15 protein-coding genes are annotated in these 13,728 nt (G+C 41.9%); 7 read left to right on the top strand and 8 right to left on the bottom strand.

What is annotated here, in order from left to right; genetic code table 11:
• The first annotated feature begins 275 nt into the window (after positions 1–275).
• Both gltA and aat read left to right on the top strand, forming a co-directional pair.
• Complete coding sequence (gene gltA, locus G337_RS0116050; protein WP_028864806.1) at positions 276–1,568, top strand: citrate synthase; 1,293 nt, start codon at positions 276–278, stop codon at positions 1,566–1,568.
• Positions 1,569–1,638: 70 nt separating this feature from the next.
• Positions 1,639–2,346, top strand: coding sequence for a leucyl/phenylalanyl-tRNA--protein transferase (aat, locus tag G337_RS0116045; protein ID WP_028864805.1), 708 nt, complete (start codon positions 1,639–1,641; stop codon positions 2,344–2,346).
• Positions 2,347–2,413: 67 nt separating this feature from the next.
• Here the strand turns inward: aat and G337_RS0116040 are convergent, their stop codons facing one another.
• Complete coding sequence (locus G337_RS0116040) at positions 2,414–2,821, bottom strand: CBS domain-containing protein (RefSeq protein WP_028864804.1); 408 nt, start codon at positions 2,819–2,821, stop codon at positions 2,414–2,416.
• 125 nt (positions 2,822–2,946) lie between these two features.
• On the opposite strand from G337_RS0116040, the gene G337_RS0116035 reads away from it, so the two are divergent.
• Positions 2,947–3,489, top strand: coding sequence for a DUF2058 domain-containing protein (locus tag G337_RS0116035; protein ID WP_028864803.1), 543 nt, complete (start codon positions 2,947–2,949; stop codon positions 3,487–3,489).
• 69 nt (positions 3,490–3,558) lie between these two features.
• On the opposite strand, the gene G337_RS0116030 is transcribed toward G337_RS0116035, so the two are convergent.
• Entirely contained in the window at positions 3,559–4,041 is a 483-nt protein-coding gene (locus G337_RS0116030; RefSeq protein ID WP_028864802.1) for a YajQ family cyclic di-GMP-binding protein, read from the bottom strand.
• A gap of 105 nt (positions 4,042–4,146) precedes the next feature.
• Between G337_RS0116030 and G337_RS0116025 the strand changes: the two genes are divergently transcribed.
• A complete protein-coding gene (locus G337_RS0116025) occupies positions 4,147–5,037 on the top strand; it encodes a ketopantoate reductase family protein (RefSeq protein WP_028864801.1) in 891 nt (296 codons plus the stop codon).
• Here the strand turns inward: G337_RS0116025 and G337_RS0116020 are convergent.
• The 6 genes from G337_RS0116020 to yejK form a co-directional block, all read right to left on the bottom strand.
• Complete coding sequence (locus tag G337_RS0116020) at positions 5,034–6,023, bottom strand: LPP20 family lipoprotein (RefSeq protein WP_028864800.1); 990 nt, start codon at positions 6,021–6,023, stop codon at positions 5,034–5,036. The genes G337_RS0116025 and G337_RS0116020 overlap by 4 nt on opposite strands.
• 15 nt (positions 6,024–6,038) lie before the next feature.
• Complete coding sequence (locus G337_RS0116015) at positions 6,039–7,283, bottom strand: COG3014 family protein (protein WP_028864799.1); 1,245 nt, start codon at positions 7,281–7,283, stop codon at positions 6,039–6,041.
• A gap of 75 nt (positions 7,284–7,358) precedes the next feature.
• On the bottom strand, positions 7,359–7,958 hold the full coding sequence (locus G337_RS0116010; RefSeq protein WP_028864798.1) for a penicillin-binding protein activator LpoB: 600 nt from the start codon (positions 7,956–7,958) through the stop codon (positions 7,359–7,361).
• 172 nt (positions 7,959–8,130) lie between these two features.
• Positions 8,131–8,481: an HIT domain-containing protein gene (locus G337_RS0116005; protein WP_028864797.1), complete on the bottom strand. Its 351-nt coding sequence runs from the start codon at positions 8,479–8,481 to the stop codon at positions 8,131–8,133.
• 65 nt (positions 8,482–8,546) lie between these two features.
• Positions 8,547–9,413, bottom strand: a complete 867-nt coding sequence (locus G337_RS0116000) for a 6-carboxytetrahydropterin synthase (RefSeq protein ID WP_028864796.1) — start codon at positions 9,411–9,413, stop codon at positions 8,547–8,549.
• Positions 9,414–9,530: 117 nt separating this feature from the next.
• Positions 9,531–10,595: a nucleoid-associated protein YejK gene (gene yejK, locus G337_RS0115995; protein WP_028864795.1), complete on the bottom strand. Its 1,065-nt coding sequence runs from the start codon at positions 10,593–10,595 to the stop codon at positions 9,531–9,533.
• Between the two features lie 240 nt (positions 10,596–10,835).
• Here yejK and G337_RS0115990 point away from each other — a divergent pair, with 240 nt between their 5' ends.
• From G337_RS0115990 to G337_RS0115980, 3 genes are all read left to right on the top strand, one after another.
• Positions 10,836–11,060 carry a YejL family protein gene (locus G337_RS0115990; RefSeq protein ID WP_028864794.1) on the top strand — a complete coding sequence of 75 codons (225 nt, stop codon included), beginning with the start codon at positions 10,836–10,838 and terminating at the stop codon, positions 11,058–11,060.
• Positions 11,061–11,065: 5 nt separating this feature from the next.
• Positions 11,066–12,865, top strand: coding sequence for a DUF3413 domain-containing protein (locus tag G337_RS0115985; RefSeq protein ID WP_028864793.1), 1,800 nt, complete (start codon positions 11,066–11,068; stop codon positions 12,863–12,865).
• 237 nt (positions 12,866–13,102) lie between these two features.
• Positions 13,103–13,312: a hypothetical protein gene (locus tag G337_RS0115980; protein WP_028864792.1), complete on the top strand. Its 210-nt coding sequence runs from the start codon at positions 13,103–13,105 to the stop codon at positions 13,310–13,312.
• Positions 13,313–13,728: the final 416 nt, after the last annotated feature.

The following is a 13,728-nucleotide window of genomic DNA, read 5'->3' as shown; positions in this document are numbered from 1 at the left end:
TATTTGCGCTGTAAACACAACAGAAAAGCAATTTTGTGACAAATATTACAGATTTGCCGAATCCGCTTACAATCAGTTAATCCGCGCTATTATCAACACTTTACAGATCACGTTTGATTACTTTTAAATCACCCGCCGTTGAGACTTTTTGTCCCGTTTTACCGCATTTTGTCACTTCTCAAAGTTGAGATGTTAAAATTGACAAGCTCAAATTTAGCCTGTAAAAATATATGCAGTGAAACTCACGTATATCTAAAAAAGTAAGGGAGAATCAAATGTCGGAGCAAAAAGCAATACTTCAATTGCCGGGCCAAGAAGCCATAGAGCTGCCAATTAAAAAAGGAACAGCGGGTAATGATGTGATTGATATCAGCAGCTTAGGTAAAACAGGTTACTTCACGTACGACCCTGGATTTCTTGCGACAGCATCATGCGAATCCGCGATTACTTACATTGACGGTGATAAAGGAATTCTCTTACATCGTGGTTACCCTATTGATCAGCTTGCTGAAAAATCTGATTATCTTGAGGTTTGTTACCTGTTATTAAACAGTGAATTACCAGACAAAGAACAGTTTGATAAATTCCACCACGTGGTCCTACACCACACAATGATCCATGAACAATTAGCCAAACTTTATTCCGGCTTCCGCCGAGATTCTCATCCTATGGCTATTATGGTGGGAGTTGTCGGGGCATTATCAGCCTTCTATCATGACTCCTTAGATATCAGCAATCCCGAGCACCGGGAAATTGCCGCTTACCGCCTTATTTCAAAAATGCCGACACTTGCGGCAATGAGCTACAAATATTCCCATGGTCAGCCTTTCGTCTACCCTGATAACAGCCTTTCTTATGCCGGCAACTTCTTAAAAATGATGTTTGCCGTTCCCTGTGAAGAATATAAAGTAAATCCGGTACTTGACCGGGCAATGGATAAAATCTTTATTCTGCATGCCGATCATGAGCAGAATGCATCCACATCAACGGTTCGTTTAGCCGGCTCTTCGGGCGCGAATCCATTTGCCTGTATTGCCGCCGGTATCGCTTCTTTATGGGGCCCTGCTCACGGCGGTGCAAATGAAGCCTGTTTAGTCATGCTGGAAGAGATCGGCACCGTTGATCGTATTCCCGAGTTTATTGCCCGGGCAAAAGACAAAGATGATCCGTTCCGCTTAATGGGCTTTGGTCACCGCGTTTATAAAAACCATGATCCTCGCGCAACCGTTATGCGCAAAACATGCCATGAAGTATTAAACGAACTAAGAATTAAAGATCCGCTTCTTGATGTGGCAATGGAGCTTGAGCGCATTGCCCTTGAAGATCCGTACTTTATCGAGAAAAAACTTTACCCTAACGTTGATTTTTATTCAGGTATTGTATTACAGGCAATGGGTATTCCTCGTTCAATGTTTACCGTTATCTTTGCCATCGCCCGTACCGTCGGCTGGGTATCACACTGGAAAGAGATGTTTGAACAGCCGGGTCAGCGTATCGGCCGTCCTCGTCAGCTCTATACAGGTGAAACAGATCTTAAGTTTGATCACGTTAATGACCGTTGTAACTGAAAGTAACTATATTTAGTTGTATTTATTAAGCCAGTGTTTACACTGGCTTTTTTATATCTGAAATGTTCTGATGACTATTTACATTACCTCACTAAGCCCTGATAACCTCGACTTTCCCAGTGTAGAGCAGGCATTAACCGATCCGGACGGTTTATTAGCAATGGGCGGCGACCTAAGCTGTGAGCGCTTGATTGAAGCTTATCGGCATGCGGTTTTTCCGTGGTTTAGCGAAGGACAGCCGCTTTTATGGTGGAGTCCTAAAATGCGGGCCTCAATAAATCCAAAGCATCCGTATATCAGTAAAAGTCTAAAAAAACTTATTACCAGGAAAACCTTTCAGGTATCCGTTAACCATGCCTTTAACGATGTTATCCATGCCTGCTCCCTGCCCCGCGCGGCACAGTCTGAAACCTGGATAACAGCGGCTATGATAGATGCTTATAAAAACCTGCACCGCAGAGGGCACGCACATTCCATTGAAGTATGGTGCGAAGGCAGACTTGTCGGCGGTTTATACGGCATCTGTATCGGTTCTGTTTTTTGTGGTGAATCAATGTTTCATACCGTAAGCAACGCTTCTAAAATCGCTTTTACAGCGCTGTGTGCACATTTTGCAGAATACGGCGGAAAAATTATTGACTGTCAGATGATGACCGGGCATTTACAAAGCTTAGGTGTACAGGAAAACAGCAGGGAAAATTTTATAACACAGTTAAAAGAATATCGAGATATCATCATTTCACCGGCATGCTGGCAGAAACAGTTTATTAAGCTGTAGAAGCATAACCAGCCGATACACCGGTTATGCTGTTTTTCCAGCAGACTTTAGCGATCTTGTAGTTTTTCTAACAGACTTTAGCGATCTGTTTAGTCATCGCGGCTAACACATCTTTACGGGCAATTAAGCCCTGGAAAATATTCTCTTCATTCACAACCGGATAAATTTTAGGTTTACCACTGATCATGATCTGCGCTAAATCAACAATGCTCATACTGCCGGGCACAGTTAACGGATCTTTAACCATTACATCTTCAACTAAAGCAACCAGCTCGCAGTAATAACTCGCTTCAAGCATTTTTGCCAGACAATCCTGCTCAGAAAGCCAGCCGATTACACGTCCGATATCATCAACAACCGGTCCGCCAAGATGCTTATCTTTAAGTAATTTTTCAACAGCTGTCTCTATGGTCATGTCTTTCTTAAAAAAAATGCTTTTCCCGACCATGCAGTGTTCAACTTGTAGATTATTCATAAAATCCCCTTTTTCTTTTAGTTACTTAGAGCTTAATCTCTTTTATAAAAAAGTCGATTTTTGTATAAAAATAATGTGGTAAAATATCGCAAGTTCATAAAATAATTTAACAAAGGTATAACGATATGGCTTCATTACAAGATCAACTGATGAAATCTGGGCTGGTCAATAAACAGAAAGCAAAACAGGCGCAAACGGAAAAACGCCGTAAAGCAAAACAGAAAAAGAAAAAAGGCACTGTTGAAGTTTCAGATGTGCAGATCAAGATCAATGAACAGAAAGAGCTGCAGAAACAGCAGGACTTAGAAAAAAACCAGCAGACTCAGGCTGAATTAGATGCCCGCTCAGCACACGGTAAACTGATTCAGATGATTGCTCAGCACTGCGAGAAAAACTATCAGGGTGAAATTGACTATCACTTTACTTACGATAACAAAGTAAAACGCATTGCGATCAACGAGAAAACCCAGCAGGGATTAATAAAAGGTCTGCTGGCTATTTGTGTTTTAAATGAAGAGTTTTATCTGATCAATAAAGAAGCGGCTGCTAGACTTGCCGAAATTGACCAGTCAGTTTTAGTAGCTTTACATGAAAAAGTAGAAGTATCAGAGCTTGAAGAAGATGATCCCTATGCAGAGTTTGCAGTTCCCGATGATCTGATCTGGTAAATTGTTATTTAAAAAAGACAGCCCTGTTGTATACAACAAGGCTGCCTTTTTTTAAAACTTAATTTTTAATTAATCTCGGAAATTATTAAACTGGAATGCCTGCTCCAGCTCAGTTGCTTTGATTAACGCCATTACCGCCTGCAGATCATCACGTTTTTTACCGGTAACACGTAACTGTTCACCCTGAACAGCGACTTGAACTTTTAATTTCTTATCTTTAATCAGTTTGATTAACTTCTTCGAAGTCGGCTGATCCACCCCTTCTTTAAATTTAACCGCTTGTGTCCATGTCTTGCCGCTGCTGCTTGGTGTTTCCAGAGTCATTGCACGCGCGTCAATACCACGCTTTACCAGATTCGTACGCAGCATATCCGCAAGCTGTCTTAACTGGCTGTCATGCTCAGCAGACAGTTTTGCAACATCATTAGTGATAGCAAAACTTGCTTTAACACCACGAAAATCAAAGCGTGTTGATAGTTCACGGTTAGCATTATCAACGGCATTTTGAACTTCAGCCATGTCGATTTCTGAAACAATATCAAATGAAGGCATTTTTTATTCCTATAAATTAAAGTTAATGTCTATTCGGCTAAGTTACCAGAAAACAATCATTTCAGCTATAATCGTCCCTTGAAATTGATTATTAAGGTAAAGAAAATGTGGCAGATTATCGGAGCAGGTGCAATCGGCTGTTTATGGGCGGCAAATTTACAGCGCATCGGTCAGCAGGTTCACCTTATTACGCGCAGCCCCTGCTCAGAAACAAGACTTCATTATCTGGATCTGCACAATAACCAGCAGCAGTTTAGTGTCAGCTGCAGCACAGAGCTAATAAGGAGCCGGGATCCGCTGCTTATCTGCGTAAAAGCAACGCAGGTTGAAAAGGTAATACAAACTCATCAGCGGAGCATAAAACCGCAGCAGGTTATTATCCTGATGCATAACGGTATGGGGTGTGCAGAGCAGGTGCAGGCGCTTTTACCGGATAACCCCATTATATGCGCGACAACGGCTAATGCGAGTTTACTGCAGGGTCCTTTAAATATAAAACAGACCGGCCGGGGCATTACCTATTTAGGTCCGTTTAATTCAGCTGCAAAGCACCACCAGGGGCTTGCCGAATCTTTAAACGCAGCATTAGATGATACTCACTGGTGTGAGGATATTAAACACAAATTATGGCTGAAACTGCTTATCAATATCGCGATCAATCCCCTAACGGCTATTTACCAGGTTAATAACGGCAGTTTACAGGAAGCTTCTTTTCAGAAGATGATTATTGAAATAACCCGGGAAAGTTTAAAAGCAGCCGATGCTGAAAATATTCATTTTGCAGAGCAGGAATTATTAAATATTATCAATCAGGTGATCCGGCAGACAGCACAAAATTATTCATCAATGAACAGAGATATTTTCTACCAGAGAATAACGGAAAATGAATTTATCGGCGGTTTTCTACTAAAAAAGGCATCTTTATACAATATAGAGATGCCTTCTGTTAAATCACTTTATAATCAAATTAAACAACTCGAAAACAATTACGCTTAAAATGATGGTGTATCACTGATCAGTTCAACTAAATAATCAGCTATTTTGCCGTTAATATTATCCTGAAGGCGATGATTCAGCTGCTCCTGCTGCTTAGCAGATACCTTTACCGGCCAGCGTTTACGGCTGATTACCTGGCCGTTTTCAGAAAGAGAAAGTGCATAGCTGCCGCGCAGCCAGTACCAGCCCTCCAGAAGAGCCGGATCACTGATATCGATATCGGCACTTACCTGCAGATCTGAGTTGTCGACCACCGACACCCCTAATCCGGCTAAACCTGACTGTATGGTCTTTTTATGGGCAGCACTGTCTACATCAACACTTACCTGCAGTGCAGCCAGTTTATCGGCAATTAATTTTTCAATTTGTGCGCCGGAAATATCTGCAGGCAGGCCGCCGCGGCTTAACTGTTTGAGCTGCAGGTTAGCCATATGACGGCGCAGCTGCTGATCTCGGGCTTTACGTAATGCGTTTATTGATAAAATAGCATTAGGCGCAGTATTAGCACTGTAATCAAGCAGCTGGGCAATGGAGTTATCCAGTTCCATAATTGATTCATACAGGGTTTCAGCTGCCGGACGTTTAGCTAATACCGCCAGCGCATAATACTCTCCACCTGGACTTAACCAGGTTTCCTTAATAATAACCCCGCTTAGTGCCTGGTCTGTTTCGGTCTGAATGCTTCTCTGCAGGTTAGTCGAACTTTCTGAAGATACACCTAACGCACTTTGTGATTTTGTCGCTTCCGTTAAGGTACGCGTTTCCGCTTTAACATTAACAAAAAATATTTCTGCTAGATTAGCAACGGCGTTTTTTCCAGCCCGGTCACGTTTTGACGCCTGGCCTACTGCTGTTAAATAGTCACTTGAAGCATAACTAGCCTGCGCATTATCAATCCATGCAGGTCGTTTGTCCTGTTGTGTTGAAGCACAGGCGCTAAGAAGAGAGCAGACAAGGAGCAAAGCTAAATTAATTTTTATTTTCATATTAACCTTCTTAAATTAGTCTTGTTGATAATGAAATATCTGCTCGCTCAGGCTGTTAACCAGCACCAGATTCTGCGAGCCGTCGGGCAGTTCAATTTTCTGCATATGATCAGCACTGTTAATCAGCACTTCATTTTCTGTTGTTTCCAGATAGGCAAACTGGATATTAGCCGGCAGCATATTCCAGCTGCGCAGGTCGGCGACTTCAGTCACCAGGGTTGCAATATTTACTAATAAACCAACCAGAGAATCTTTTTCATTAGCTTTATCAACCAGTTCGTATTTTGCCAGCGCCCGTGTTGTGGTCAGCAGTAAAATAGACGGGTATTCATCAGCTAAATCATCTCGAACTAAGCTTTCTAAATTCTCAATCATCTGCGTGGTCAGTCGTTGATTTCCCTGAGTTATTATAGCCCGCTGCGAGCGTTTCTTCATCGGCGGATAGGCCGGCATAGCAATTCGGATCAGCTGCTCGGCATCATGACTGGGCACCATAACGGCTTTTTCCTGCTTATTACTGACCACACCGTCAAAGTACAGAGTAAACAACTGACTGCCGCTGCTCATCTCGGGTTTAGCTAAACCGGGAAACTGTTTTTTGTAAGCAGCATACTGCTGGTCTGCACCAAGCTTATAACTCATTCTCAATAGAGCCTGCTTTAGGCCTAGAGGCTGCGAAATTCCGCGCTGTTTTAACAGATCTGAAGCATGCTTGTAACTGATTAATGAGTTAGAACGTTCATCAAGCAGTTCATAAATAACACCGGCTAATAAATGCACGCTGGCTAACTGGCCGCGGACAGACTTGCGCTTGGCAAGCTTTTTCATGGAAACATCTGCCTGGAGCATCTCTACGCGGGCGCCGTCTATGTCCTGATTAAACAGATAACTAAGTGCCAGCATATTATGTATCATAACCCGGTCCGTCGGATAACCGCTGTAGCTTCTATATATTTCACTGACGGTACCGGCAGCGGCAGTTTCACTTACAGACATAGCCTCCAGCACAGCCATTTCCCGCTTAGCTAAAGAGAGGGTATCAATCGCACTTTTAAAATCGCCGTTAACTAACTGCAGATAACCAAGATTGAGATGATACTGTGCAATGTCCCGATCATCAGGTTTATTAGCCTGAAGTTTCTTAAGGACATATTCAGGTCCCTGATTATTTAATGAATTTGCTAAGTTGTTGGTAGCCCGCTGCTGTCCGGCACACCCGGAAAGAACAACAATACAAAGAAGACACAAAATTTTATACATGCGCTTACCGCTAGAAAAATAATAGGCTGGCAGAAACCGGTCAGGCGCTGAGTTAGCGCCTGACTGATAAACTAATTACTCGCGTAATTTACTGTTTTTTATTAACTTTTTAATTTTCTTCTCACCAATCCAGACTTTGCGGTTATCTTTAATGCTGATCAGCTCTAAATTAACCTGATAAAAGCGTACCTGTGTAGAGCCTTCTACATCAATAATGGTATTGATCTGCCCCTGCATCATGAAATCGGCGCCGTACTCCTGGCCCATCTCTTTACGTGTTGCTTCTGAGGCATTTAAATCCTGATCACCACGCTCATCGCGAATCTCTTTTCGAGCAGCAGATGATGCAACAAACTGCACCTCACCTGAGTTTATTAATTCACGCTCCATATTGGCAACAAAGGTATTGGTATTAATATGCTCATGGCTTAAATTTTTAACCCGGCCGACGATAACAACAGGCTCCGTACCTTCCTGTTTAACAAATTTAGTTATCCAGGCACGAGACAGTGCGTCTTCAACCATTTCACGGGCCACTAATTGTGAATCTGTGTCGTTCCAGGCACCGCTTAAATCAACCTGCTCCTGTGAATCCAGACGTTCCACTGAAGTTGAACATGCGCTGAGCATAAATGCAGCGATCACTGCAAAGCAAAAGTTTGTTTTTATTTTCATTTTGTTCTCCAATATTTGACTTAATTCCGTGAATTATAAAGGTATTTTTTATCAATAGCCCAGTACTATACAGCATAGTTTTGTATGAAAATGTATTGATTAGAAGTTATCTTCAATAGCCAGTCCAGAGTGCATACAAACAGGTGTCGAGTAACTGGGTAAACAATACTATCTACGCTGAAATTAATTTACCAAGCGGTTTGCCGCCGAGCAGATGCAGATGAATATGATAGACCTCCTGACCGCCGTCGCGGTTACAGTTCATAATCAGTCTATAACCTGATTCTGCAATACCTTCCTGCTGCGCAAGCTGTTTGGCTACAGTATAAAGCTTACCGATCAGCAGTTCATCCTGCACTTCAATATCGTTTGCGGTGGCAATTAATTTATTCGGGATAATTAAAATATGCGTGGGCGCCTGCGGTGATATATCACGAAAAGCCGTTACATAATCATCCTGATAGAGCATATCTGACGGGATTTCTTTATTGATTATTTTTCTAAAAAAAGTTTCTTCAGCCATTTTTACTTCCTGTCAATGAATTGAGACAGCCGCCTATGGCTAACACAAGCGGCTGAGCATGCGCTTTATAATTCAGCAATTGCACCTTTGCCGATACCTTCATAGGCGTAAACTGTCACAGTTTCCGGACCTACGCGTTTTTTAATCTGCTCACAGATAAACTCCGCCAGCTGTTCAACCGTGGTATCTTTGGGCAGGACCTCTGCACGGTGAGCAGGCATCAGCAGCTCAAAATAACCCTGAGGGGCATGATACGCAGTGCACAATTTATCAATATCATTTTTAATAACGATAAAAGAGAGATCCGATTTTTCAACAATATCCTCTTCACTAACCAGATAAATATCTTTCCAGCGGTTTGCCCAGTCTTTAACCAGATCTTCATTATATTCATCGTTAATAAATATATCGAGTTTAGAACGGTGCCCGTGAGCAATGCGCTGACAGTTACCATTATGCTTTTTCAAACCGTGAGTATAGTGATAATACGGCGTGCTGATTTTTTCATTTCGTAACTTTATTTCTAAGTCTAAAATATTTTCCGGCAGCTGCAGCAGAACCACCTGCTCAAGGTAAGTTTCCAGCAGCTCAATACTGATTTTTTCACTTTCCAGCAGACAGTATGCTTCAGTTGGACACTTTAGTTGAATAACGGAGTTATCGTCGAGGGTAAAGTTAACTTGTGTGCGTTGTGACTCTAAAATCACGCTGCAGTTTTCAGAAGCGTGAGGCACCAGTAATTTATGATCAACTTCCGCGTCGATAATTGCTTTAATCTGCTTTTTTACTAATGAAAAATCGAGAATCATCGACTGATCATTTAATTTCCCCTGCAGTGTCACGTCTACCTGGTAACTCTCACCTACAAATCCGCGAGCACTGTCTAAATATGTTGAATCAATAACCGTAAGGTCGCGTACAAATAATTTCATTCTTATCTCATCTAATAATTGACCGCCAGCAAAGCGGCTGACCGTCTTAAATTCTTCGAGCAGCAGCGGCCGCCGACCCGCTAGGATATAACAAGGCGGGCTAAAGTAAATTAATTTCTAAAACGGAGGGCTCTGGTCGTCCGACTGCTGCTCATCATCAGCCTGGGAAAGCGCATCTCGTTTCAACTGCTCGCGCAGATTAGGCGGAATGCCCTGGATAGTTAAGGTATCACTGTCGGCGTCATAATGAACACGTTCACCAAGGTGCTTCTGGTCAAAACTGATGCTCACACCGCCCCCCTGACCAACATATTTAGTCAATTTACGCACCACACTGCGGTCTGCCGGGAAGGTGTTTTCTAATTCATAATCTTCACTGACAAAATCGTAAAAGCTGCCTTCTAATTTCGGCGCTTCCTGAATTTGTTCCGACAGGCTGGAAAGATCGATATCATCCCCCTGCTTTAACTGTTCTTTACAGTACTCAAAGGCAACTTCACGGACTTCCTGCTTTTTAGCCACAGGCAGCGCCTGCTCGTCGCAAAACTCTTCAACCGCTTTCATTAATACCTGATTCTGAACTTTTGCATCAAAACCTTCCTGAGCGCCCATAAAATCCAGAAAAAAATCAGCGACAGCACGTCCGACCCGGCCTTTAATAAATGAGATGTAACGATTTGATTCCGGCTCACGTGTCAGCAGAGTTAAATCAATACGGGCCACCAGCTGTATTTTACTGGTTTCGATATGCTGGCTTACCTGCAGTTCTAGGTTGTCATTAACACTGATTGACTCGTTATTCTGCAGCAGAGCAATTAACAGGTAATCGCTGGCAGTCCAGCTGTACTTGCTGACCAGTAATACGCCCTCTTCAGCAAAATCGTGTTTCTGAAGCTCAGTAACTAAACAGTCGGCAGCCTGCTGTGAGAACCCCACAAAATCTAACTCACCGGCCGTCTCTTCACGTAAAGCACGCTGAAAAACTTGAGGCTTTTCAGCTTCGTCAGCGAAATAAGCAAAAGCCTTATTGGTTTTACTCTGATAAGTACGGTGCAGCTGCATTAAAAAGTCTTCAATCGACGGGGAAATCGGCAGTTCTCCCTCGCGCATTTTACACTGTAGAACTCCTTCAGAGTTGTAATTTAAAGAGTGTAAAATAATATTACTGGCAGAGATATTCATACTGTAGGCACCATGCTTAAATTTAGAGAGTTGTGAATTATACCCAAGGCGCTTATAAATGCGAGCGGCAAAGTTCAGACAAGCGCTTCATAACACTAAATTAATTTAAATTAAGTACGATTAATAAAAATATCAAAATAAATCTCATTTATTATCTAACAAGATAACCTTTGTGATTGGTATAAATTCAGGAGTACGTTATTATAAGCCTCTTTTTTTACTACGGTCGCAAATTTTACTATGCCAATTATTTCTAAATATTCCAGCCAGAAAATTGAAACTATACTCGATGAAGTGATGGACGTTCTGCATAAAAACGACGTTTCTGTCGATTTAAGCTTAATGGTTCTAGGCAACAGCATCACCCATATTATTAACAGCCAGGTTCCTGTCAACAAGCGCGCTGAAATCAGTGACAAGTTTGTAAAAGCTCTTTCTTCATCGATTAACAAAGAAGACAAATAAAAAACATGGTTGAAACTGGTCATAAATATCACGATAACGTGTCTCGATTAATCAGCTGGGGACACTGGTTTACTTTTTTTAATATGATACTCGTATCATTAATCGGTCTTCGTTATGTGAAATATGCCAGTTTATCTGACACTGCCGTAGGTATTGCCTATCAGTTTGTCAGTCTGATTGGTCACTTCAGCTTTCTAAGCGCGGTTGTTTTTGGTGCGGTTTTATTTCCGCTGGCATTTGTTGTTCCCTTTGCCCGCTTATACCGGCTTTGCGGTATTATCGTCAGCACGATAGCAGTGACCTTTTTGATCGTTGATACGCAAATCTTCAAAATCTATAACTTCCATCTCAACCCGTTAATCTGGCAGTTTTTACAGCGGCCGGAGCAGGTTGAACAGATTTATTCGATCAATCTGCACTACATATCAATTCCCATTATTTTTGCGATAGAAGTATTCATTTCCCACTTTGTCTGGAAAAAATGCCGTTATCTGCAGGCAAAAGCGATCGGCAAACCTATCGCTATCTTCCTGTTCAGTGCTTTTATTATTACCCACTTAACTTTTATCTGGGCGGATGCAACACAATACCGGCCGATTACCCAGCAGAAATCGATTTATCCGCTGTCCTATCCGATGACTGCACGTACCTTCCTGAGAAAACAGGGCTGGTTAACAGATGATAAACTGCAGGAGCGCATTAAACGTCAGACATCTAGCGGTGAAAATGAGCTGCGCTATCCTATAACGCCTCTGACCTACCAGAAATCCGGGCCCGCCCCCCAGGCTGAAAATGTATTACTGCTCACCGTTGAAGCGCTGCGCGCAGATATGGTTAATGAAAAGAATATGCCCTACCTCTATCAGCTCAGTCAGCAGGGATTAAATTATACAAATCACTTCAGTGGTGCCAGCAACCGCCCTCAGGGACTGTTCAGCTTGTTTTATGCACTGCCGAACCGATACTGGTCGGAGATCACGCTTAATTATATTCCGCCGGTTCTGATCAACCGTTTAGCTGAAGAAAACTATCAGTTTGGTTTGTTTTCAAGTATTGGTTTTATACAGCCGGAGTTTCTACAGAGCAGTTTCAGTCAGATTAACACGCCGGAATTAAAGCGTTACTCGCGTAACAATAATAACAGTACTGCAGCCCAAAAATGGCAGAAATGGATAAAGGCTCAGAACAAGTCGGATAGACTGTTCAGCTTTCTCTATTTACAGCAGCCGGACGCAGCTGTTTTTGAAGATTTTCCGCGGCTAAGTTTAAAAGAGCGCAGTAAACAGCTTTCTAAGTACCAGGCGCAGGTACTGCAGATTGACCAGCATATTAAAGAGGTGGTTTCCACACTGCAGGCACAGGGAGAACTTGATAGTACCGTAGTGATTATCACCGGCTCTCATGGTGCATCTTTTGAAAAAGAATCCAGTATAGAAGCTTCGATCAATAATGCACATGTACCTTTAATTCTTTTATGGCCGGGTCAAAGTCACCGGGAAATAACCAGAATGACCAGCCATGTTGATATTGTGCCGACTTTGATGGAAGAGCTTCTAGGCACTCGTTCCGATGCTGACCAGTACAGCAGCGGACAAAGTTTATTTGATAACAGCGAACGCCGTTATGTACTTTCAGGAAACCTGAAAAAATACGTTATTTATGAAAACAGCCGGATCACCGCATTTTCCAATGACGGGGAGATAAACAGCATTAACTGGCTGGGCAAAGCATTAAATGATGATCAGTTTGATGTGACGCTGTTAATTGATGTTTTATCTAAACTTCGACGCTTTAACCATTCTTAACTAGAACCGGCTAATCACTGTTAGTCGGTTTAACACTTTAATTTAACAGATAAATTCATTATTTGAGCTGTTTCAAAAAATCATGTTTTGTTAAGTGCTATTCTCGCTTCCTCTCAAATAACTTCTGCAGCTGTTAATTGTTACCACGTATCGAATAAACCACCAAAATGCAGAGAAGAGTTAGGTACAGTTCGCAACAGGGTAGTTGTGAAATATTATATCAAAAGGAATTTAAAGATGACCCCGTCTGCATTTGAAGCAACTCAGCAGCTGGAAAAACAGCTGAATAATGTTTATGAAAATATCTATAACAGAGAAAATAAAATTGCGGCTGCAATAAGTAACTATCAAAGCGACAGGCAGGACAATCCAGTCAAGTTTTCACTGCTTATGAATATCGCGTTTAATATACTGCTTATTGCAGGTCTATATTACTGTCTTTGTTAATACCAGTCTGACTAAGCCTCTGATCATTTATACTGCTTAAAAGCGCGCGAGATTTACATCTATCCTGTCCAAAACTGCTTAACAGTATTATTTTTTAGCTTATAAAACAAAAAAGGCTTCTCTAATGAGAAGCCTTTTTAAATGCGGTTAATTAAGAGCAGGAGAGATTAAACTCCCACCACACTATTTAATGCGCCTCGCAGAAACAAAAAGCTCACTAATAAGTAGAAGGTTTTAAATGCGGCTTAGTTAAGGGCAGGAGAGATTTATAATCTCACACATATCTAAAGTTATCTTCTGAAACGAAAAAGAGCTTCTCATAAGAGGCAATGCCGTTCGGTTAAGCAATTTTAGGCTTATATCTTAACGGGTACCTTGATGGTATATAAAGCACTGAACGTGGAAACGTTCGGTGT

The organism is Psychromonas aquimarina ATCC BAA-1526 (genome assembly GCF_000428725.1).
GTDB lineage: Bacteria > Pseudomonadota > Gammaproteobacteria > Enterobacterales > Psychromonadaceae > Psychromonas > Psychromonas aquimarina.
The sequence above is the reverse complement of the archived record's forward strand: the minus strand, read 5'-3'. Positions and strand labels throughout refer to the sequence as shown.

Bases quoted from the DNA above. Each gene is read 5' to 3' on its own strand.
- G337_RS0116000 (WP_028864796.1), bottom strand. From the start codon at position 9,413: ATGAAATTATTTGTACGCGACCTTACGGTTATTGATTCAACATATTTA.
- G337_RS0116035 (WP_028864803.1), top strand. From the start codon at position 2,947: ATGGCTTCATTACAAGATCAACTGATGAAATCTGGGCTGGTCAATAAA.
- G337_RS0116005 (WP_028864797.1), bottom strand. From the start codon at position 8,481: ATGGCTGAAGAAACTTTTTTTAGAAAAATAATCAATAAAGAAATCCCG.
- G337_RS0116030 (WP_028864802.1), bottom strand. From the start codon at position 4,041: ATGCCTTCATTTGATATTGTTTCAGAAATCGACATGGCTGAAGTTCAA.
- yejK (WP_028864795.1), bottom strand. From the start codon at position 10,595: ATGAATATCTCTGCCAGTAATATTATTTTACACTCTTTAAATTACAAC.
- G337_RS0116040 (WP_028864804.1), bottom strand. From the start codon at position 2,821: ATGAATAATCTACAAGTTGAACACTGCATGGTCGGGAAAAGCATTTTT.
- G337_RS0115980 (WP_028864792.1), top strand. From the start codon at position 13,103: ATGACCCCGTCTGCATTTGAAGCAACTCAGCAGCTGGAAAAACAGCTG.
- aat (WP_028864805.1), top strand. From the start codon at position 1,639: ATGACTATTTACATTACCTCACTAAGCCCTGATAACCTCGACTTTCCC.
- G337_RS0116010 (WP_028864798.1), bottom strand. From the start codon at position 7,958: ATGAAAATAAAAACAAACTTTTGCTTTGCAGTGATCGCTGCATTTATG.
- G337_RS0116025 (WP_028864801.1), top strand. From the start codon at position 4,147: ATGTGGCAGATTATCGGAGCAGGTGCAATCGGCTGTTTATGGGCGGCA.
- G337_RS0115985 (WP_028864793.1), top strand. From the start codon at position 11,066: ATGGTTGAAACTGGTCATAAATATCACGATAACGTGTCTCGATTAATC.
- G337_RS0116020 (WP_028864800.1), bottom strand. From the start codon at position 6,023: ATGAAAATAAAAATTAATTTAGCTTTGCTCCTTGTCTGCTCTCTTCTT.
- G337_RS0115990 (WP_028864794.1), top strand. From the start codon at position 10,836: ATGCCAATTATTTCTAAATATTCCAGCCAGAAAATTGAAACTATACTC.
- gltA (WP_028864806.1), top strand. From the start codon at position 276: ATGTCGGAGCAAAAAGCAATACTTCAATTGCCGGGCCAAGAAGCCATA.
- G337_RS0116015 (WP_028864799.1), bottom strand. From the start codon at position 7,283: ATGTATAAAATTTTGTGTCTTCTTTGTATTGTTGTTCTTTCCGGGTGT.